Origin of the sequence: Nakamurella panacisegetis (genome assembly GCF_900104535.1) — a bacterium.
Lineage (GTDB): Bacteria > Actinomycetota > Actinomycetes > Mycobacteriales > Nakamurellaceae > Nakamurella > Nakamurella panacisegetis.
On record NZ_LT629710.1, the window covers coordinates 2,130,522 to 2,149,939 of the forward strand.

The window sequence follows — 19,418 nt, forward strand, 5'->3', positions numbered from 1 at the left end:
GACGCGCGTCAGCCCCCGCCGAGGGCCCGCAGGCGCTCCAGCCGATCCGGCTCGTCGAGCCCGGGATCGCCGGCCAGGAGGTCGGCGGCCCGGGCGAAATGCACCCGTGCCCGCTCCGGGGCTCCAGTGGCCAGCAGCAGTTCGCCCAGTTCCTCCTCGACGTAACCGTCGGGCTCACCGCCACCGAGCCGGGTCTGGACGGCCAGGGCCTCGTCGTAGCGCCCCAGGGACCGCAGAGCCCGGCCGACGGCCCAGTCGGCGACTCGCTGCTGTTCGACCGAGCCGTTGGCGCGGTAGGCATCGCGGGCTCGTTCGAACTCTTCCAAGGCGCCGGCGAAGTCACCGCGATCGTGCCGGGCCCAGCCGAAGTTGTTGCGCAGCGCCCCGATCCAGCGTCGGGTGCGCCGGTCGGTGGTTCGGTCAGTGGCGGCGAGCGCCGCGCGGGTCCAATGCTCGGCGTTGTCCGGGTCGGCGATGGCCAGCATGTGGAGGGCGTCGACGAGCAGGAAGTCCTCATCCGCGGCCCGAGCGGAGGTCACCGCGGCCTGGAATTGCGGAATCGACTGCGCCGCACGGTGATTGGAGTGGTGCAGGCGAGCGCGTTCCAGGTGCAACCGGGTACGGACCCGCGGGTCGGTCGGGCCGTTCGCCTCCACTGCGTCCAGTTCGGCCACGGCCTCAGCTTCCCGATCCAGCAAGCCCAGCGCCCGGGCCAACTGTGTCCGGAGTTCTTCGTGGGCAACGGATCCCGGGGCCGTCATGGTCAGCTCGGCCCGGAACCGTGCGGCGGATTCGGCCGGATCATCGAAGTCCCACAGCTGGTCGAGTCGATCGCCGTCGAGCGGCGTCGGGTCCACTGGGTGCACGACGAAACCCTTTCTGTGTGTCTGCAAGTAACGACAATCCGGGTGGAGGTCGTCAGCCCAGGACGGCGGTGAGGCCTTCGACGACCATCCGGTGGTCGTCGGCCTGGGGCAGACCGGACACGGCGACGGTGCCGATCGGGCCGGCTCCGGCCACGGAGATCGGGAAGGCACCGCCGTGGGCCGCGTAGACCGCGGGGTCGAGGAGGGTGGCCTCGGTCAACGTCTTGCCGGCCAGCGCCAGGCGCCGGCCGAACAGGAACGAGGAGACGCCGAACCGACGCACCAGGGCGCATTTGCGTTCGATCCAGGCGTCGTTGTCCGCGCTGGACCCGGTCAGCGCGGCGTGGAACAGCCGCTGCTCGCCGCGTTGGATGTCGATCGCCACCGGCGCGCCCTCGGCCTCGGCCCGCGCCACCAACGCGCAGCCGAGCCGCCAGGCGTCGACCGGGCCGAATGCCGGGAAGACCAGCGTCGCCTCCTGGTGCTCGATGTCGCTGATCAATCTCCGCAGTGCTGCCGCATCGTCCGCCATCGGTTCATGATGCGGTGTCGGTGCGGGGGCGGACAATCCGGGTATGACGGACGACGGTGTGACGCGCGGGGGCGGGGCCGACAGCGGGGTGGCCATCGGTGGCCTGGTCACTCCCGTGGGCCGGCTGTCGGTGGCGGTCAGCGGGATCGGGCTGGTGGCGGTGCGCTGGGGTGACATCCCGGCCGCCACGAGATGGCCGGTCGTGGACGATCCCGATCGACTGCGACCGGCCCTGGACCAGCTCACGGCCTACTTCGCGGGCCGGCTTCGCACGTTCACCCTTCCCCTGGATCTGTCCGGGTTGGGGCGCAGTCCGCGGCTGGTCCTGCAAACGCTGTTCGAGCAGGTCGGGTTCGGAACCTCGATCACCTACGGGCAGCTGGCGCACCGCAGTGGAACCGGGGTTCCGGCCCGGGGCATCGGCGCGATCATGGGGGCCAACCCGATTCCGATCGTGGTGCCGTGCCACCGGGTACTGGCGGCCAACGGGCTCGGCGGCTACAGCGGTGGGCGGTCCGGAGAGGGGTTGGCGACCAAAAGATGGCTGCTCACCATGGAGGGTGTGCTCCAGCCCACACTCGATTGGGCTTCTGCCACGTGACCGATTCCGGCGCGCGAGCGTAAGCACGACCCGGTTGCGGTAGCGCCGGATGTCGTTGTGTCGATCCGCGGGTGTCGGTGCCGTGTCGACTCAGTAACGAAAGGGTGTACGAGAGGTTGAGCCGACGGTTCGGGCGACACGCCGCGCGAAACGCCGGAAGCCCTGCGCACACTCTTTGTCCACACGTGGCCGGATCGGCTCAAGCGGCTTGACCAGCGGAGATGGCCGGAACCGGCGGAGAATTCCCCAGGTTGTGCACATCAGCCCCCGGAGCTGACCTGCATTGATTCGGGTTCTTCCCCAAATTGTCCCCGGCCCGTCCCACGTCTGTCCACAGTGCACATTTGGCGGCTGGGTCCGGGGCGCCTAACGTCCCACTGCGCTGAGCAAGCGGTTCTCGGGTGTGGTCGCGTCGATGTCATTCCGGACGCCTATGGTCGGGGCTCCTCCTGCTCAGCCGCGCCCGTCACCGACAGCGCGGCCGAGCCTCCGGCCGGGTCACTGTCGGTGGCTCCGGGTAGACACGAGTCGGAGCGTCGGCTGATCAGCGAACTGGGTTTGGAGGCGGTACCACGATGGCGGTGATCGACGACCGGCGGTCAGGTGAACGTCCGGCGGAACCCACTCGGTTCGACCGGCAGCCTCCGCAGGACATGGCCGCCGAGCAGTCCGTCCTGGGCGGCATGCTGTTGAGCAAGGACGCCATCGCCGACGTCGTCGAGGAACTGAGCACGGTCGACTTCTACAAGCCGGCCCACGCCACCGTCTACGAGGTCATCCTCAACCTGTACGCCCGCGGCGAGCCGGCCGACGTCGTTACCGTGGCGGCCGAGCTCGACAAGGCCGGCACGTTGTCCCGCATCGGCGGTGCGGTGTACCTGCACACCCTGACCAGCGCGGTGCCGACGGCGGCCAACGCCGCGTTCTACGCCCAGATCGTGGCCGAGAAGGCGGTGCTGCGGCGGTTGGTCGAGGCCGGCACCCGCATCGTCCAGCTCGGCTACGGCGGCAACGAGGGTGAGGTCGGCGGTGGGGAGGTCGACGAGATCGTCGATCGCGCGCAGGCCGAGATCTACGAGGTCACCGAGCGCCGCACCACCGAGGACTACGTCGTCCTGGAGGAGTTGCTCCAGCCGACGATGGACGAGATGGACGCCATCGCCAGTCGCGGGGGGATGTCCGCCGGTGTGCCGACCGGCTTCGCCGATCTCGACGCTCTCACCAACGGTTTCCACCCGGGGCAGATGATCATCATGGCGGCGCGGCCGGGTGTCGGTAAATCGACGCTGGCCCTTGACGTGGCCCGGAACGCATCGGTGAAGCACCGGTTGACATCGGTCATCTTCTCGCTGGAAATGTCCAAGACCGAAATCACCATGCGTCTGCTGTCGGCCGAGGCGCAGATCCGGTTGTCGCAGATGCGCGCGGGCACGATGAGCGAGCAGGACTGGCAGAAGATCGTGCGGCGGATGAGCGAGATCTCCGACGCCCCACTGTTCATCGACGATTCGCCGAACATGACCATGATGGAGATCCGGGCCAAGGCGCGCCGGCTCAAACAGCGCAACGACCTCAAGTTGATCGTGCTCGACTACCTGCAGCTGATGTCGTCGGGGAAGAAGGTCGAGTCACGGCAACAGGAAGTGTCCGAATTCTCGCGCCAGATGAAGTTGCTGGCCAAGGAACTCGAAGTTCCGGTGATCGCCATCTCCCAGCTGAACCGTGGTCCGGAGCAGCGCACCGACAAGCGGCCGATGCTTTCCGATCTGCGTGAGTCCGGCTCACTGGAGCAGGACGCCGACATGGTCATCCTGGTCCATCGGCCGGATGCCTTCGAGGCCGACGACCCGCGAGCCGGCGAGGCCGACCTGATCATCGCCAAGCACCGCAACGGCCCCACCACCACCATTTCCGTTGCGCACCAACTGCACTACTCGCGTTTCACCGACCTCGCGGCGCAGTAGGGCGCGACGAGGGCGCCGAAGCGGGATGTCGTTGTCCAGAATCCGTCGCCGGGGCGGCGGTGCTGGTGCGAACGGTCAGGGTGCAGTCCATGACGGTCACCGTCCTCGGCCCGGGTGAGCTCAGTTGGGAGCGGAGCACGCGGGCGGCGGCCGCTCCGGTTTCGGCGAAGGGCTGCCGGATCGTGGTCAGGCCGACCGCTTCGGCGGCCGGTCCGTCGTCGTAACCCATGATGGACAGGTCCTGAGGGACCCGGAGACCGAGGTCGCGGGCGGCCAGCATGACGCCGAAGGCCAGGTCGTCGAAATGCGCCATCACCGCGGTGGGCCGGTTCGGGCCGGTCAGCAGTTGAGCGGCGGCCTCGCGGGCCAGCGGAATGGTCGAACCGGAGAAGGCCAGGATGGGTTCGGCGGCACCGACGGATGCGAGTTCGTCACGGAAGCCGGCCAGCCGGATCCGGCCCTGGGACTGGTATTCGGTGGCCTGCCTTTCGGTGAGGTATCCGATGCGGCGATGACCGAGGCCGTACAGGTGCGCCGCCGCCATCGCGCCGCCGCGGCGGTCGTCGGTGGTGATCGTGCTGAAGACGTCGCTGGTTGCGTCGACCACGACGGTCTGCACCTCCCGCTCGAACAGCCGGCGCTCGACGGGGGCGTCGATGCCCTCGCCCATCACGATGATCCCGTCCCACTGCCCGCGGATGGCCGAGGCGGCCAGTGTCGGCGAGGAGGAGGTGGCGGCCGACTCGATATCGACAACCCTTACTTCGTAGCCACTTTCGCGCAATTCGCCGAGTAGGCCGGAGAGTCGCGTGTAGTAGGAGGCGTAGGAGGTGAACGGGGCCAGCACGGCGATGCACCCGGCGCCCTGCCGGGCCTGGGACACGGCCGCGGACTTCGGCACGAAACCCAGTTCGTCGGCCACCCGGAGGACCTTGTCCCGGGTCGCGGCGTTGACCCGGCCGGGTCGGTTCAGAGCGTTGGAGACGGTGGAGATGCTCACGCCAGCTCGGGCGGCCACGTCATAGATGGTTGCCTGCTTCGCCACGGACCCCTCTACCTTCCACACCCCGACATCTTCTAAGAAAAGCACTTTACAGTCAGGGGTCGATGAACGGCGCCCAGGGGTTGGGCTGCCGGGCGAGGGCATTCCCCAGGTCCATAAAAGTGCTTCGATGAAACCTGTTGACAGACGCGATGGCATCCGCTTAGCTGTCGGCAGTGCTCAAGCCGACCCGTGAGAGGGCCCCGATGGTTTTGGACGACGCAGTCCGAAAGTTCCTGGACACCAAGCTCGATTCCGGCGATCCCGGCCAGCCGGTCGCGGACCGTCGGCAGATCATCCGGGCCGGCAGTGACGACCTCTTCGGTGCCTTCGGCGCCGCCGGATCGCAGGCCGTCCGCGTCAGCGACCACGTCATCGACGCCGACGGCAGCGTCCGGGCTCGGGTCTACCAGCCGTCGGAGCCGGGGCGCCATCCGCTGCACGTGTTCCTGCACGGCGGAGCGTGGTGGCTCGGTGCGGTCGACGAGTTGGTCAACGATGCGCTGTGCCGCGATCGCTGCCAGGCGTCCGGGTGCGTGGTGGTGTCGGTGGAATATCGCCTGGCCCCGGAGTTCCGCTACCCGACGGCCGTGGAGGACAGCTACGCGGCCCTGGTCTGGGCCGTCGACCACGCCGAGGAACTGGGCGCGGACCCGGACGACGTCTCGGTCGGTGGGATCTCCTCGGGCGCCAATCTGGCCGCGGCCGTGGCCCTGCTCGTCCGGGACCGGCACGGACCGAGGCTGGTCGGGCAATTGCTCGAGGTGCCCCCGCTGGATCTGACCCTGGACACCATGCGGGGAACCGGGATCAGTGACGAGTACGGAATCTCGGCGGCCGATCTCGAGATCGCGATCGCCCTGTACCTGAACGATCCGGCCGAGGCCCTCGACCCGCTGGCCTCCCCGCTGCTGGCCGACGATCTGTCCGGGTTGGCCCCGGTCCATGTGATGACGGCCGAATTCGACCCGCTCCGCGCGGACGGCGAGCGATTCGTCGCACGGGTCCGTGAGGCCGGCGGTGAGGCCTCGATCGTCAACTATCCCGGAGCGGTCCACGGGTCCCTGGCCCTGACCGGCGTCTGGGCACCGGCCCGCCGGTGGCAGTCCGACGCCGCCGATGCATTGCGGACCCTTCATGCCGTTCGGGCCGGATAGGTCCGTCCCTTCCCGGCGCAGAGCGTTGGTCAACGATTTCTGCTTCGTCTGTGTAGTTCGGCCCGGACCGGTTGCCCGCAGGTGACCGGCCGATCATTGAAAAGCCAAAGGAGGCTTGCGCATGTCAATCTCGAATCTGTCGAGGACGAAAGGACAGCGAATGTCGAAGCGCTCGGTTCGCTCGTTGATGGTCCTGGTGTTGGGCAGTTCGCTGGCGGTGACCGCGTGCAGTGCGCCGGGTGACGCAGCGTCGGCCACGAGCAGTTCCTCCCCGAGCAGCGCCTCGAGCGCCGCCGCCGGAACCAGTGGCGCCAGTATTGTCTCGTCGGCGCCCGGAACATCGTCGGCCGGAGGTGCCCCCAGCAGCGGCGCGACCGCGGGTGGTGGCCCGACCTGCGGCACGGCCCCGGTCACCATGTCCGCCTATTTCGAGACCGGCTTCCCGCTCACCAAGGCGTTGACCGACGAATTCACCAAGCAGTATCCGAACGTGAAGTGGAACATCCGTCAGGACCAGTTCGCGGTGATCACGCAGAACGCGCCCCGGGTGCTCTCGGACGACCCGCCGGACCTCATGCGGCTGCCGCAGGTCTCGCAACTGGTCAAGGACGGCCTGCTGAAGAACCTGGACAGCTACGCCACCGCCTACGGATGGGACAAGTGGCCGGCTTCGCAGCTCAGCCAGCTCCGGGTCGCCGCCGACGGCTCGCGCGGATCGGGCTCCCTGTTCTCCATGGGCCTGAACTTCTCGTTGACCGGTGTCTTCTACAACAAGAAGCTGGCCGCGCAGATCGGGATGACCTCGGCCCCAACCACTCTGGCCGAGCTGGATACGGTGCTGCAGAAGGCCAAGGCGGCCGGTCTGACGCCGATCGACCAGTTCAACGGCGGAGCCACCGGCGGCCTGGCGTTCCCACTGCAGAACCTGATGGCCGTCTACGGTTCCACCACCCCGATCAACGACTGGATCTTCCAGAAGTCCGGGGCCAGCATCGACACCCCGAGCAACCTGCAGGCGGTCCAGCATCTGCAGCAGTGGATCACCTCCGGCTACTTCGCCTCCGACATCAACTCGCAGGACTACTCGGCGATGATGAGCCGCTTCACCGGCGGCAAGGCGCTGTTCATGTTCAACGGGGACTGGGAGTCCGGGAACCTGGACAAGCAGATGGCCGGCAACGTCGGCTTCTTCGTCATGCCGCCGCTCAAGGCGGGCGGGAAGCAGGCGGCCATGTCGGCGCCGTTGACCATGGGCATCAGCGCGAAGGCCGCCCACCCGGACTGCGCCGCCTTCTTCCTGAACTGGGTGGCCACCAACAAGACCGCCCGGGAGATCGACGTGACCATCGGCGGTTCCCACCCGATGGGACCGGACAACGCCTACATGCCGCCGTCCAAGGCGGGCACCGTCACGGCCCAGACGCTGGCCGCGGGATCGAAGATCGGCGCCGACAACGGCGCGATGGACTTCATCGCGAACGCCACCGGATCCATCTACGCCAAGAGCTGGACCCCGGAGCTGCAGAAGCTGGTCGGCGGGCAGGTTCAGCCCGACGCGCTCCTCAAATCGGTGCAGAGCGACTACCAGAGTCAACTCCAGGGCTGACCTGACCGATGACCAGCTCAGTTGCTTTCCCGGCCGAGGCTCCGGCGTCCGCCGCCGCCCCGCCGGTCGCTGATCGCCCCCGCCGTCGCGTGCACCGCACGCGGCGGCGGGGGAGCTGGTGGGGCTGGCTGTTCGCGGCGCCCGCCGTCATCTTCTACGCGGTCTTCGTGCTCCGACCGCTGGTGCTGACCTTCCAGTACTCGTTCTACAAGTGGGACGGCATCGGACGTTCCACACCGGTGGGATTGCGGAACTACGCCAAGGTCTTCAGCGACCCCGACCTGTTCGGCTCGATCGTCAACTCGCTCGAACTGATCATCTTCTTCTGCTTCATCCCGGTCATCCTCGGATTGTTGGTGGCGGCGACCATCCGTCGCATCGCCGAGACCAAGCTGGCCGTGGTCGCCCGCACCGTGCTATTCCTGCCGCAGATCATCCCGTTGGTGGCGGCCGGCATCGTCTGGAGCTGGTTGCTGTCCTCGACCGGGCTGATCAACCAGCTCCTGTCGGCGGTCGGTCTGTCCGGGGCGACCCGTGCGTGGCTCGGCGACTTCAACTGGGCCCTGCCGGCGGTCGGGTTGATCGGCGCCTGGGTGCTCATCGGCCTGTGCACGCTGTTGTTGCTGTCCGGAATGAGCAAGATCGACCCCACCCTCTATGAATCGGTCCGTCTCGACGGGGCCGGCGCGGTACGGGAGTTCTTCGCCATCACCCTGCCGGCGCTGCGTCAGGAAATCGGGGTGTGTGTCACCGTCACCGCGATCGCCGCACTGGCCAGCTTCGACATCATCTTCATCTCGACCCAGGGCGGCCCCGGCAACCAGACCATGGTGCCCGGCCTCGAGGTCTACTACCTCGCCTTCAGCGATCGGCAGGTCGGGCTGGCCTCGGCGCTCGCCGTCGTTCTCATGGTCCTCGTGCTCGTCGTCATCGCGCCCATTCAATGGTTGACCAGGGAACAGAAGTCATGATCGTCTCCATTCGAGAAAAACTCATCGGGCGGGTCCTGCTGATCGCGCTGATGCTCATCACCCTGGTGCCGTTCGTCGCCATCTTCACCACCGCGCTCGCACCGGCGGGGACCTACCCGTCCGGCATCACCTGGCCGAGCCACCCCCAATGGCACAACTTCGTGAATGCGTTCAACGCGGCCAACATGGGCAAGTTGCTGTGGTCCAGCGTGCTCATCGTTCTGGGCGTCGTGCCGGCATCGCTGTTGTTCGCGGTGATGGCCGGTTTCGCGTTCGGCTATCTCCGGCCTCCGGGGCACCGTTTCGTGTACCTGCTCATCGTCCTGGGCCTGACCCTGCCGTTCGAGGGCATCATCACCCCGCTGTACTACCAGGTCCGCGATTTCGGGCTGCTGAACACCAGATGGGCGATCATCCTGCCGCTCATCGCGCTGTTCATGCCGTTCTCGGTCCTGTGGATGCGAGCGCATTTCGTCAACGTCCCCGAGGAACTGTCCGAGGCGGCGAGTCTGGACGGCGCCAACACCTGGCAGCTGTTCTGGCGCGTGCACGTTCCGCTGGCCAAGCCCGCGCTCTCGTCGCTGGCCATCCTGTTGTTCCTGTGGACCTGGAACCAGTTTCTGCTGGCCATCGTGCTCGTCGACGATCCCGGGAAGAGAACCATGGCCGGGGCCCTTGGCGCATTCCAGGGCCAGTACGGAACCGACATCCCGACCCTGTGTGCGGGTGCCCTGTTGATCATGGCCCCCACCATCGTCATCTTCATCATCTTCCAGCGGCGCTTCGCGGCCGCTCTTCTCCAGGGGTCGGTGAAGGGGTAATCACACCCAAGCCGCGACCGCCCGTCAAACATTCCCGAAGGAGAAGCCCGGCCATGACGGGTGCACCCACTGTGACGACGACCCATCACGGGCTCACGGCCGAGCAGTACAACTTCCTGCGCTACACGCGCCTGGAGAACTGGTCGGCCTTCACCCGCTTTCCCGTGTCGCCATCGGTCCGAGCAGATCTGCTGGCGGCCATGTGCAATGCCGAACCGGACGTGGTCCGGGCCGCCCTGGACGCCATGGCCGCCGAGGTCGACCGGATGGCGAAGGTCCTGTTGTCGGACACCAACTTCCGCGCGGCGGTCATCGGCCTGTCCGGCGCCGGCGAAACAATCGCCGTGGTCGGGGATTCCATCACGGCCGACCGGCTGGGTTGGTGCGAACTGCTCACGGCGACCGCCACGCGGATCGATCCGGCCTCGCCGGACAGGTGGCGCAACTTCGGGGTCAGCGGCGACACCACAGCGAACGTCCTTGAGCGTTTCGACCTGATCGCCGCCGCGGCTCCAACGCGCGTGCTGATCCTGTTGGGAACCAACGACGCCCGCGAGCACGGTCGCCCGCGCTCGGGCTACCGCATGGCTACGGCGAGCGAGACCGGGAGGAACCTGGCGGCCCTGATCAACCTGTGCCAGGCCGATCTCGGCGCCCGGGTCACCCTGCTGACCCCGCCGCCCGGGATGCAGGAACGCATCGACGCGACCTTCGCCTCGGCTGCCATCAGCTGGCAGGCCTCGGCCATCGACGAGCTGGCCCAGGTGGTGCGCGACCTCGACCCGCGCGGCGTCGACATCCACCACGAGATGACCGCGGACGGGCCGGCCGACCTGCTCGAGAACGACGGCGTCCACCCCAACGTGCGGGGGCAACTCCTGATCGCGACCGCGGTCGCCCGGCATCTGGCCTACGCCGGCGCCTGATCCTCCGAACGAACCGTCGCCCGGTCGGAACCGACGAAATCCGGTCAGGCCGGGGTCATCTCGATCGCGAGGAACGGCCGCGTCCGGAGGTGCTCCGGGGCGGCGCGGTGGAACCGCGCACGATCAGCGAGGTCGCCAGTTCGACGTGGTGCGACTCGATGGTCTCTCCGGCCGCGAGACGCAACGCCGTCCGGAGAGCGACCGCGCCCATCTCGCGCAGCGGTTGCCGGACCGTGGTCAGCGGCGGGGCGGCCATGTGGGCGAGCTGGGTGTCGTCGAAGCCCACGATGCTCAGGTCCCGAGGGACGTTCAGGCCGCGGATGCGTGCCGCTTCGATGACACCAAGGGCCACCTCGTCCGACCCGGCGAAGATCGCGGTCGGTGGCTCGGCCTGATCGAGCATCGAACCGCCGGTGTTCACCCCGGTCTCGTAACTGAAGGCACCGGTGGTGACGTACTCGGGCAACAGATCCAGGCCCGCGCCCTCCATCGCCGCCCGGAATCCGTGTTCGCGCGCGTGGTTGCAGGCGGCGGTCTTCGGGCCGCCGAGATACCCGATGCGGCGGTGGCCCAACGACAACAGGTGCTGGGTCGCGGTCAGCCCGCCCGCGAAGTTGGTCGAACCCACACTGGTCAGCCGGGCCAGCGGCATGCCGAGCGGATCCACGACGACGTACGGCACCCGGGCCCGGCTCATTGCGGCCAGGCGCTCCTCGGTGAGTTCACTGGTGACACCGATGACGGCCCGGCGCCCGGTCAGGGCGAGAGCCCTGGCCCACGCCGCGGGGCGTTCGGAGGTGAGATTGGCGGCCGCTCCGACCCTGGTGCTGACCACGATGTCGATACCGAGCTGGGATCCGGCGTCGATCACACCCTGGACGATCTCCGATGAGTACGCGACGAGTGCGGCCTCCACCTGCACCTCGACGATCGCCCGGGTCCCGGACTCGGCCCGGCTGGTGGCCGAGAGCACATAGTTGTGCTGCTGCAACTTCTCCTGGACCAGAGTGCGGGTCGATTCGGCGACATCGCTGCGGCCGTTGAGGACCTTGCTGACGGTGGCCACCGAGACCCCGGCCGAGGCGGCGACCATCGCAAGCGTTGGGCGTGCTGGCCGGGGTGGTGCGCTACTCACGGTCCCTGCTCCTGCTCGACGATCTGGCTCACGACACTGGGTTGATGTCCACCGGAGTCACCAGACGCCGGGTGTGCCCGACGGTCCGGAGCGGACCGGTCAGCCGGAAGACGCCGGCGCACGGGGTGTCCGAGACCGAGGTACCGATGAACACCTCGACCTTACCGGGCTCGACCACGAGATTTTCGTCCCGACCGACGAACGCCGTGCGGTCAGCGTGCAGGTGGAAGCAGACATCGGCGGCGGCTCCGGCGTCGAGGGTGACGCGGGCGAACCCGGCCAACTGCCGCACCGGACGGGTCACCCGCGCCACCTCGTCGTGCAGGTACAGCTGGACCACCTCGTCGCCGGCCCGCCGGCCGGTGTTCCGCACACGGACGGTCAGGGTCAGCTCACCGTCGGTCGGGATCTCCTCGGCATCGAGGCGAAGCGCGTCGACCTCGAACGAGGTGTAGGAGCGCCCGAATCCGAACGGAAACAGCGGCGTCGGATCGAGATTGCTGATGCCGACGTTCTCGACCCCCAGCGGTGGCTGCAGATAGGTGCCGGGTTGGCCGCCCGGGTCGCAGGGGATCTGCACCGGGAGCTTGCCGCCCGGCTGCACCCGACCGCTGAGCACGCCGGCGATGGCCGCGCCGCCCTCCTCCCCGGGCATGAACGCCTGGACCAGCGCCGCCGCGCCGGCCTTGACCTCACCCAGCGCATAGGGGCGACCCGACACCACCACGACGACGACCGGAGTGCCGGATGCCACCAGTTGGGCGATCAACTCGGCCTGGACGCCGGGCAACCTGAGGTCGGGGGCGTCGCAACCCTCACCGGAGGTACCAAGGCCGAACAACCCGGCCCGGTCGCCGACCACGACGATGGCCAGGTCGGCGGCGGCGGTGGCCTCGACGGCTCCGACGAATCCGGACCGGTCGTCCCCGCGTACGTCACACCCGCGGGCGTAGGTCAGCACCGCCTCCGGGAATTCGCTCCGCAGGGCGTCCAGGACGGACGGCGCCGCGATACCCAGACCCCGCGCCGGGTATCGCGGAAGGACGTGATTGGGAAAGGCGTAGCAGCCCATGAACGTGCGCGGGTCGTCGGCACAAGGTCCGACCACCGCGATCCGGCGTGGCACCGGCCGTTCCGATCCCAGCAGCGGCAGGGTGGTGCCCGGATCGAGCAGGATGACCGATCGCTCGGCCATCCGCCGGGCGAGGGCCCGGTTGGTGGCCGAATCGAGGTCGATGTCCGCCGCCGAGACCGACGACTCCGGTGTCCAGTCCGGGTCCAGCAGGCCCAGGTCCACCTTCTGGCTGAGCAGTCGGCGCGCGGCGCGGTCGATCAGCTCCTCCGGCAACTCCCCCCGCCGCACCCGGTCCACCAGGTGTGCACCGAACCCGAGGGTGTCGGGGAGTTCGACGTCCAGTCCTGCCTGCAGGGCGAGCACACCGGCGTCCTCGAAGTCGGCGGCCACCTTGTGCATGATCGTCAGGAACGGGATCGACCAGTAGTCGGACACCACCGTCCCGTCGAACTCCCACTCGTCACGCAGCACCGTGGTGAGCAGCCATGGATCGGCTGCGACCGGCACTCCGTCGATCTCCGAGTAGGAGTTCATCACCGAGGCGGCTCCTCCGGCGCGGACGGCCATCTCGAACGGCGGCAGCATGACGTCGCGGAGTTCGCGTCGCCCCATCGACACCGGGCCGTGATTGCGGGCACCGCGGGACGCCGAATAGCCGGCGAAGTGTTTGAGGGTGGCGATCACCCCGGCGCTCTGCAACCCGCGGACGTACGCCGTGCCGAGCATGCCGACGAGGTACGGATCCTCGCCGATGGTTTCCTCGACCCGGCCCCACCGATAATCCCGGACTACGTCCAGCACGGGCGAAAGTCCTTGGTGCACACCGACAGCCGCCATGTCCCGCCCGATGGCGGCGGCCATGGCCTCGATCAGGTCGGGGTCGAAGGTCGCGCCCCAGGCGATGGCCGCCGGGTACACCGTGGCGCCCAGGGTGGTGAATCCGGTCAGGCATTCCTCGTGCACCAGGGCGGGAATTCTCAGGCGCGTACCGGCCAGCACCTCGTGTTGCTGACGGACCAGTTCCGCCGCACCTTCGGCTGCGGTCAACGGAACGCTGCCGAACACGCGGGTCAGATGACCCAACCCGTGCGTGCTGGCCTCGGCCAGTGAGACGGCACCCGAAGCGGCGAAGACGTCCTCCATCGGAGCCACGTTGAAGTTCGTGTCCGAGTCCGACGCTTGTTGCCCGTCGGCCGGGGCCTGCATGTCGTTGCCCACCCATCGGCTGCCCAACTGGGCGACTTTCTCCTCCAGCGTCATCTCCACCAGCAGGGCGTCCACCCGCTCCCGGGTGGATCGGGTGCTGTCCCGCCAGACGGAGGGAACCAATGGGCCGGCCGGTGCGGACTGGAGAGGCATGACGCTCCTGATCGACTAGTTGGTAGGTGAGATCTCGAAAAGTTTCGAAGCCGGACCTGCGAGTGGCGGCGGCGTCAGAGGGGCGATTCGCGGCGTCCGACACTGACATTGCCCATGCCCGACGCCTGATCATGGCACCTCAGCCTCGAATCCGCACGTGCAATCGCGAAATTGCTGTGGCTCTTGACACATGGATTGTCGAAAAACTATCGTTCCCGTTGCGATCACCGCAGACCGCACTGCGGGCCTGTGGCACCCCTACGACTACGGAGCTCACCATGGATCCCTTGTCCACGTCCCGCAGGAACTTCCTCCGACTCACCGCCGCCGCCGGTGTCGGCCTCGGGCTCACCGCCTGCAGCGGCACGTCAGGTCCGAAGGCCGCCGGTTCGGCCGCGAGCAGCGGCGCCGCCGCGGGCTCGGGCGCAGCCGCCGCGAGCGGGAACGCCAGCTACTGGTATCTCACCGGCCAGCCCGGCGAGGGTATCCGCACCAACACCGTCAAGCGTTTCAACGCCGCCAATCCGACCACCCAGATCACCGGGACCACGTTCCAGAACGACGCGTACAAGACCAAGATCAAGACGGCGATCGGGGCCGGCCAGGCGCCCACCATCATCTGGGGTTGGGGCGGCGGCGGGCTCAAGAGTTACGCCGACGCCGGCCAGGTGGAGGACCTGACCAGCTGGTTCGCGGCCAACCCGGCCACCAAAAACCGGCTGTTCGCCTCGTCCTTCGGTGCGGCCACGGTCGGCGGCAAGATCTACGCGATGCCCTGCGAGACAGTGCAACCCATTGTCCTCTACTACAACAAGACGGTGTTCGACAAGGTCGGCGCGAAGCCCCCGCAGTCCTGGGGCGACATCATGGACCTGGTGCCGAAGTTCAACGCGGCCGGCGTCGCGCCGTTCTCGCTCGGCGGCCAGTCCCGCTGGACCAACATGATGTGGCTGGAGTTCCTCTTCGACCGGATCGGCGGCGGCGACGTCTTCGGTGCCGTCTTCGCCGGCGAGAAGGATGCCTGGTCGAACCCGGCGTCGATCCAGGCGCTGACCGAGATGCAGAAGCTGATCAAGGCCAACGGATTCATCAAGGGATTCTCCTCGATCACGGCCGACTCCAATGCGGACCAGGCCCTGCTGTACACCGGCAAGGCGGCCATGATGCTGCACGGTTCCTGGACCTACGGGAGCATGGCCAGCGACGGCGGCGACTTCGTGTCCGGCGGTCACCTCGGCTACATGAACTTCCCCGGCGTCGACGGCGGTAAGGGCGACCCGACGGACACCGTGGGCAACCCGGGGCAGTACCTGTCGATCTCCTCGAAGGCCTCCGACGAGCAGAAGGCCATCGCCAAGAAGTTCTTCACCACCGCGGTGCTCTCGACCGATGAGCAGAAGGAATGGGTCGCCAGCGGCTCGATCCCGATCTCCACCGGAGCCGACAAGCTCCTGACCGGATCCAAGGACGCCGATTGGCTCAAGTTCATCTACGGGGTCTCCAGTGGCGCAAAGACTTTCGCCCAGTCGTGGGACCAGGCGATGAGCCCGACGGCAGCCGAGACCCTGTTGGACAACATCGCCAAGTTGTTCCAGCTCTCCGTCTCCCCTCAGCAGTTCGCGACCAACATGAATGCGGTCATCGGAAAATGACCGCCGGTGCCGCCGCCCCGCCGGTCGACGCCCGACCGGCGGGGCGAGAGCCGCGTCCGAAGGCCCGGCGCAGCGGATCGTCCGGCTCGGTCACCTGGATGGTGTTGCCGGCGCTGGCCGTCTTCCTCGCGTTCGCCATCGTTCCGTTGTTCGGTGTCCTCGGCCTGAGCTTCACCCAGTGGGACGGGATCGGCGCCATCCACGCCGCCGGCCTCGACAGTTGGAAGGCCGCGCTGCAGGACCCCGGTCTGCCGCACGCGCTCATGGTCACCTTCCTGATCATGATCCTGTCCTGGGCCGTGCAGACCCCGGCCAGCATCCTGATCGGCGTGTTCCTGGCCGGACGGCAGAAGTATCGGGCCGCACTGGCCGTCGCCTACTTCGTGCCCGTCCTGTTGAGCTCTGCCGCCATCGCCGTGACGTACAAGGCGTTGCTGGATCCCAACTTCGGGCTCGGGGCCGGGCTGCACATCGATTTCCTCTCGCAGGACTGGCTGGGCCAGAACACCCTGGCCGTCGGCGTGGTGATCTTCATCGTGTCCTGGCAGTTCATCCCGTTCCACTCGCTGATCTACCAAGGCGCGGTCCGGCAGATCCCGAAGACCATGTACGAGGCGTCGGCCATCGAGGGTGCGGGGCGGATCCGCCAGTTCTTCAGCATCACCCTCCCGCAGCTCAAGTACACGATCGTCACCTCGTCCACCCTGATGGTCGTCGGTTCGCTGACGTTCTTCGACCTGATCTACGTGCTCACCGCCGGCGGTCCGGGGGACGCCACCCGGGTTCTGGCTCTTGACATGTACCAGACCGGCTTCCAGGCGAACCTGATGGGCCCGGCGAGTGCCATCGCCGTCATCCTGGTGCTGGTCGGCCTGGCCCTGGCTCTGCTGCTGCGCAAACTCGGCGGCGGCAATTCGACCGACAGTCAACTGGAAGGGGCCTGAGGTGGCCACCACGGTGATCGCGAAGCCGGACGAACCACGCGCGTCGGCGAAACCGAACCGCAACCGCGGAAAGTTGTTGCATCTCAACTGGTTGGGAGGCATCTTCGGTTGGCTCTGGCTGCTCATCGTGCTGATCCCCATCTACTGGATCGTGATCACGAGCTTCAAGACGCAGTCGAACTACTACGCGAGCAACCCGTTGGTCCCGCCGTCATCCCTGACGTTCTCCAACTACAAGCTCGTCATCGAATCGGACTTCCTGCGGTACTTCGCCAACAGCGTCATCGTGACGGCGGGAACGATCATCCCCGCGGTCATCATCTCGTTCATGGCGGCATTCGCCATCGTCCGGGGCAGCGGTTGGTTCCTGAAGTCCGTCAACGGCCTGTTCCTGATGGGGTTGGCCATCCCCCTGCAGGCGGTGATCATCCCGATCTACCTGATCATCATCAAACTGAAGCTGTACGACAGTCTGCTGGCGATGATCCTGCCGTCCATCGCTTTCGCCATTCCGCTGTCGGTGCTGGTGCTGGCGAACTTCATCCGTGATGTGCCCAAGGAATTGTTCGAGTCGATGCGGGTGGACGGAGCCAGCGAGTGGGTGACGCTGTGGCGGCTGGCCGCCCCCATGACGCGGCCGGCCCTGGTCACGGTGTCGATCTACAACGGGCTGGCCGTCTGGAACGGCTTCCTGCTCCCCCTGATCCTGACCCAGAGCCCGGACAAACGCACGTTGCCATTGGCGCTGTGGACCTTTCAGGGTCAGTACGGCGTCAACGTCCCGGCCGTTCTGGCCTCGGTGGTGCTGACCACTCTGCCGATCGTCATCCTGTACGCGGTGGGCCGGCGGCAGCTGCTCAGCGGGTTGACGGCAGGCTTCAGCAAATGATCGCAACGTGATGTGGAGACGAAGTAATGCCTGAGAACAACCGAAAATCGGCGCTGGTGGTCCGGGGTGGATGGGACGGCCACCAGCCGGTGGAGGCCACCGACCTGTTCATCCCGTACCTGAGGGAGAACGGGTACGACGTCCGGATCGAGGAATCGCCGAAGATCTACGCCGACGCGGCCTACATGGCCGGCGTCGATCTGATCCTGCAGTGCGTGACCATGTCGACGATCGAACCGGAGGAGCTGGCCGGCCTGCAGACGGCGATCCGGGCCGGGACGGGGCTGGCCGGTTGGCACGGCGGCATCGCCGATTCCTACCGGAACAGCTCTGACTACCTGCACCTGATCGGCGGCCAGTTCGCCTGTCACCCTGGCAAGCACCCGGACGAGCTCATCGGCGAGCAGTCGGACAACTATCGGCCCTACACGATCAACATGCTCCCGGCCGCGGCCGAGCATCCGATCACGGCCGGCATCGGCGATTTCGACCTGCTCACCGAGCAGTACTGGGTACTGGCCGATTCCTATCTGGACGTGCTGGCCACCACGACGCAGGCCGTGCGGCCCTGGGACCCGTGGACCCGGCCGGTCGTGTCGCCGGCCATCTGGACCCGGCAGTGGGGGAGCGGACGGATCTTCGTCACCACCGCCGGCCATCGGGTGGAGATCCTGCAGGACCCGAACGTGAAGACGATCATCGAGAGAGGACTGTTGTGGGCGAGCCGCTGAACGTCGGGATCGTGGGGCTGGGAACGATCAGCAAGCAGTACTTCGACACGTTCGCCACCCTGGACTCGGTCCGGATCACGGCGGTGGCCGACCTCGACGCTGAGTTGACCGGTCGTGTCGCCGAAGGGCTGGGGGCAGCGGCCTGCACGGTCCCGGAACTGGTGACTCGCGACGACGTGGACCTGGTGCTGAACCTGACCATCCCGGTGGCTCACCGCGATGTGGCGCTGGCGGCGATCGCCGGCGGCAAGGGGGTGTACGGGGAGAAGCCGCTAGCTCTGGACACGGCTCAGGCCCGAGAGGTGCTGACCGCGGCGGACAACGCCGGAGTCGTGGTCGGCTGCGCCCCGGACACCGTCCTCGGCACCGGGACGCAGACCGCCCGCAAAGCGATCGACGACGGTCTGATCGGCCGCCCGATCGCGGCCAGCGCCACCATGTTGGTCCCCGGGCACGAACGGTGGCACCCCAATCCGGATTTCTACTACCAGCCCGGGGGCGGCCCGCTCCTGGACATGGGGCCGTACTACCTGAGCGCCCTGATCACGCTGCTCGGCCCGGTCGCCGCGGTGACCGGGGCGGCCAGCCGTACCCGGTCGACCCGGACCATCGGATCCGGACCGCGTACCGGCCAGAGCATCCCGGTCGCCACCGACACGCACATCACCGCCATCCTGACCCACGAGTCCGGTGCCCTCTCGACCGTGATGATGAGCTTCGACGTGGTGGCCACCCGCACCGCGAACATCGAGATCCACGGTGAGCTGGGCAGTCTCGTGGTGCCAGACCCGAACCGGTTCGCCGGTGACGTGCAGCTGCAGACGCTGGAGAGCAAGGAGTGGGAGGTGCTGCCGGTGTCGGCCGGCTACCTGAATGCGGGTCGCGGCATCGGGATCGCGGATCTGGCCGCCACCCCGGACGGTGAGGTACCGCGGGCCGGCGGTGCGCTGGCCTTCCACGTGCTCGACGTGATGGAGGCCGTACTGGCGTCGTCGGTGTCGGGGGCCGCCCGGACCATCGGCAGCACCGTCGCTCGTCCGTCGGCCGTGCCGTTGCAGACGATGTGGTGATCAGCCTCGACCGATGACCGGGGCGGCGGGACGACTTGGATACGCTGGGCGGCAACTCCGGGGCCCCAGAGGATCGT

General features: G+C 67.6%; 18 protein-coding genes. 12 read left to right on the forward strand and 6 right to left on the reverse strand.

Annotation, left to right across the window (positions count from 1 at the left end; all coding sequences use genetic code 11):
• Positions 1 to 8: 8 nt before the first annotated feature.
• On the reverse strand, positions 9 to 893 hold the full coding sequence (locus BLS97_RS22830) for a tetratricopeptide repeat protein (protein WP_157695325.1): 885 nt from the start codon (positions 891 to 893) through the stop codon (positions 9 to 11).
• Positions 894 to 918: 25 nt separating this feature from the next.
• Complete coding sequence (locus tag BLS97_RS09295; protein WP_090475731.1) at positions 919 to 1,398, reverse strand: heme-degrading domain-containing protein; 480 nt, start codon at positions 1,396 to 1,398, stop codon at positions 919 to 921.
• A 43-nt stretch (positions 1,399 to 1,441) separates the two neighbouring features.
• On the opposite strand from BLS97_RS09295, the gene BLS97_RS09300 reads away from it, so the two are divergent.
• Together BLS97_RS09300 and dnaB are read left to right on the forward strand one after the other, a co-directional pair.
• Positions 1,442 to 1,999, forward strand: coding sequence for a methylated-DNA--[protein]-cysteine S-methyltransferase (locus BLS97_RS09300; RefSeq protein WP_090475732.1), 558 nt, complete (start codon positions 1,442 to 1,444; stop codon positions 1,997 to 1,999).
• Positions 2,000 to 2,574: 575 nt separating this feature from the next.
• A complete protein-coding gene (gene dnaB / locus BLS97_RS09305) occupies positions 2,575 to 3,963 on the forward strand; it encodes a replicative DNA helicase (protein ID WP_090475733.1) in 1,389 nt (462 codons plus the stop codon).
• Here the strand turns inward: dnaB and BLS97_RS09310 are convergent.
• Positions 3,941 to 5,008: a LacI family DNA-binding transcriptional regulator gene (locus BLS97_RS09310; RefSeq protein ID WP_197676488.1), complete on the reverse strand. Its 1,068-nt coding sequence runs from the start codon at positions 5,006 to 5,008 to the stop codon at positions 3,941 to 3,943. The genes dnaB and BLS97_RS09310 overlap by 23 nt on opposite strands.
• A gap of 203 nt (positions 5,009 to 5,211) precedes the next feature.
• Between BLS97_RS09310 and BLS97_RS09315 the strand changes: the two genes are divergently transcribed.
• Positions 5,212 to 6,162, forward strand: a complete 951-nt coding sequence (locus tag BLS97_RS09315; RefSeq protein WP_090475735.1) for an alpha/beta hydrolase — start codon at positions 5,212 to 5,214, stop codon at positions 6,160 to 6,162.
• A 93-nt stretch (positions 6,163 to 6,255) separates the two neighbouring features.
• Here BLS97_RS09315 and BLS97_RS23460 read toward each other — a convergent pair whose 3' ends face one another.
• Positions 6,256 to 6,579, reverse strand: a complete 324-nt coding sequence (locus BLS97_RS23460) for a hypothetical protein (protein WP_197676489.1) — start codon at positions 6,577 to 6,579, stop codon at positions 6,256 to 6,258.
• Here BLS97_RS23460 and BLS97_RS09320 point away from each other — a divergent pair.
• Genes BLS97_RS09320 through BLS97_RS09335 form a run of 4 tightly spaced genes read left to right on the forward strand, consistent with a single transcriptional unit; the run spans position 6,578 to position 10,486 of the window.
• A complete protein-coding gene (locus tag BLS97_RS09320) occupies positions 6,578 to 7,768 on the forward strand; it encodes an ABC transporter substrate-binding protein (RefSeq protein WP_197676490.1) in 1,191 nt (396 codons plus the stop codon). The genes BLS97_RS23460 and BLS97_RS09320 overlap by 2 nt on opposite strands.
• An 8-nt stretch (positions 7,769 to 7,776) precedes the next feature.
• Positions 7,777 to 8,739, forward strand: a complete 963-nt coding sequence (locus BLS97_RS09325; protein ID WP_090475736.1) for a carbohydrate ABC transporter permease — start codon at positions 7,777 to 7,779, stop codon at positions 8,737 to 8,739.
• Entirely contained in the window at positions 8,736 to 9,560 is an 825-nt protein-coding gene (locus tag BLS97_RS09330; protein ID WP_090475737.1) for a carbohydrate ABC transporter permease, read from the forward strand. Before BLS97_RS09325 ends, BLS97_RS09330 begins: the two co-directional genes overlap by 4 nt.
• 53 nt (positions 9,561 to 9,613) lie before the next feature.
• Positions 9,614 to 10,486, forward strand: a complete 873-nt coding sequence (locus BLS97_RS09335) for an SGNH/GDSL hydrolase family protein (protein WP_090475738.1) — start codon at positions 9,614 to 9,616, stop codon at positions 10,484 to 10,486.
• 55 nt (positions 10,487 to 10,541) lie between these two features.
• Here the strand turns inward: BLS97_RS09335 and BLS97_RS09340 are convergent, their stop codons facing one another.
• Both BLS97_RS09340 and BLS97_RS09345 read right to left on the reverse strand, forming a co-directional pair.
• Positions 10,542 to 11,579, reverse strand: a complete 1,038-nt coding sequence (locus BLS97_RS09340) for a LacI family DNA-binding transcriptional regulator (protein ID WP_090475739.1) — start codon at positions 11,577 to 11,579, stop codon at positions 10,542 to 10,544.
• A gap of 70 nt (positions 11,580 to 11,649) precedes the next feature.
• Positions 11,650 to 14,055 (reverse strand): glycoside hydrolase family 3 N-terminal domain-containing protein, encoded by a 2,406-nt coding sequence (locus BLS97_RS09345; RefSeq protein ID WP_197676492.1) that lies wholly within the window; start codon positions 14,053 to 14,055, stop codon positions 11,650 to 11,652.
• A 278-nt stretch (positions 14,056 to 14,333) separates the two neighbouring features.
• Here BLS97_RS09345 and BLS97_RS09350 point away from each other — a divergent pair, with 278 nt between their 5' ends.
• The 5 genes from BLS97_RS09350 (at position 14,334) to BLS97_RS09370 (ending at position 19,341) form a co-directional block, all read left to right on the forward strand.
• Positions 14,334 to 15,707, forward strand: a complete 1,374-nt coding sequence (locus BLS97_RS09350; protein WP_090475740.1) for an extracellular solute-binding protein — start codon at positions 14,334 to 14,336, stop codon at positions 15,705 to 15,707.
• A 98-nt stretch (positions 15,708 to 15,805) separates the two neighbouring features.
• A complete protein-coding gene (locus BLS97_RS09355) occupies positions 15,806 to 16,651 on the forward strand; it encodes a carbohydrate ABC transporter permease (RefSeq protein ID WP_407938049.1) in 846 nt (281 codons plus the stop codon).
• 1 nt (position 16,652) lies between these two features.
• The gene (locus BLS97_RS09360; RefSeq protein WP_090475742.1) at positions 16,653 to 17,540 is read left to right on the forward strand and encodes a carbohydrate ABC transporter permease; all 888 of its coding nucleotides are present in this window, start codon (positions 16,653 to 16,655) and stop codon (positions 17,538 to 17,540) included.
• 26 nt (positions 17,541 to 17,566) lie between these two features.
• A complete protein-coding gene (locus BLS97_RS09365; protein WP_090475743.1) occupies positions 17,567 to 18,271 on the forward strand; it encodes a ThuA domain-containing protein in 705 nt (234 codons plus the stop codon).
• Positions 18,256 to 19,341 (forward strand): Gfo/Idh/MocA family protein, encoded by a 1,086-nt coding sequence (locus tag BLS97_RS09370; RefSeq protein ID WP_090475744.1) that lies wholly within the window; start codon positions 18,256 to 18,258, stop codon positions 19,339 to 19,341. The genes BLS97_RS09365 and BLS97_RS09370 overlap by 16 nt, the downstream gene beginning before the upstream one ends.
• Positions 19,342 to 19,418 lie beyond the last annotated feature (77 nt).

Bases quoted from the DNA above. Each gene is read 5' to 3' on its own strand.
- BLS97_RS09300 (WP_090475732.1), top strand. From the start codon at position 1,442: ATGACGGACGACGGTGTGACGCGCGGGGGCGGGGCCGACAGCGGGGTG.
- BLS97_RS23460 (WP_197676489.1), bottom strand. From the start codon at position 6,579: ATGGTGACCGGGGCCGTGCCGCAGGTCGGGCCACCACCCGCGGTCGCG.
- BLS97_RS09365 (WP_090475743.1), top strand. From the start codon at position 17,567: ATGCCTGAGAACAACCGAAAATCGGCGCTGGTGGTCCGGGGTGGATGG.
- BLS97_RS09315 (WP_090475735.1), top strand. From the start codon at position 5,212: ATGGTTTTGGACGACGCAGTCCGAAAGTTCCTGGACACCAAGCTCGAT.
- BLS97_RS09325 (WP_090475736.1), top strand. From the start codon at position 7,777: ATGACCAGCTCAGTTGCTTTCCCGGCCGAGGCTCCGGCGTCCGCCGCC.
- BLS97_RS09345 (WP_197676492.1), bottom strand. From the start codon at position 14,055: ATGCCTCTCCAGTCCGCACCGGCCGGCCCATTGGTTCCCTCCGTCTGG.
- dnaB (WP_090475733.1), top strand. From the start codon at position 2,575: ATGGCGGTGATCGACGACCGGCGGTCAGGTGAACGTCCGGCGGAACCC.
- BLS97_RS09330 (WP_090475737.1), top strand. From the start codon at position 8,736: ATGATCGTCTCCATTCGAGAAAAACTCATCGGGCGGGTCCTGCTGATC.
- BLS97_RS09355 (WP_407938049.1), top strand. From the start codon at position 15,806: ATGGTGTTGCCGGCGCTGGCCGTCTTCCTCGCGTTCGCCATCGTTCCG.
- BLS97_RS09295 (WP_090475731.1), bottom strand. From the start codon at position 1,398: ATGGCGGACGATGCGGCAGCACTGCGGAGATTGATCAGCGACATCGAG.
- BLS97_RS09320 (WP_197676490.1), top strand. From the start codon at position 6,578: ATGTCCGCCTATTTCGAGACCGGCTTCCCGCTCACCAAGGCGTTGACC.
- BLS97_RS09335 (WP_090475738.1), top strand. From the start codon at position 9,614: ATGACGGGTGCACCCACTGTGACGACGACCCATCACGGGCTCACGGCC.
- BLS97_RS09350 (WP_090475740.1), top strand. From the start codon at position 14,334: ATGGATCCCTTGTCCACGTCCCGCAGGAACTTCCTCCGACTCACCGCC.
- BLS97_RS09340 (WP_090475739.1), bottom strand. From the start codon at position 11,579: ATGGTCGCCGCCTCGGCCGGGGTCTCGGTGGCCACCGTCAGCAAGGTC.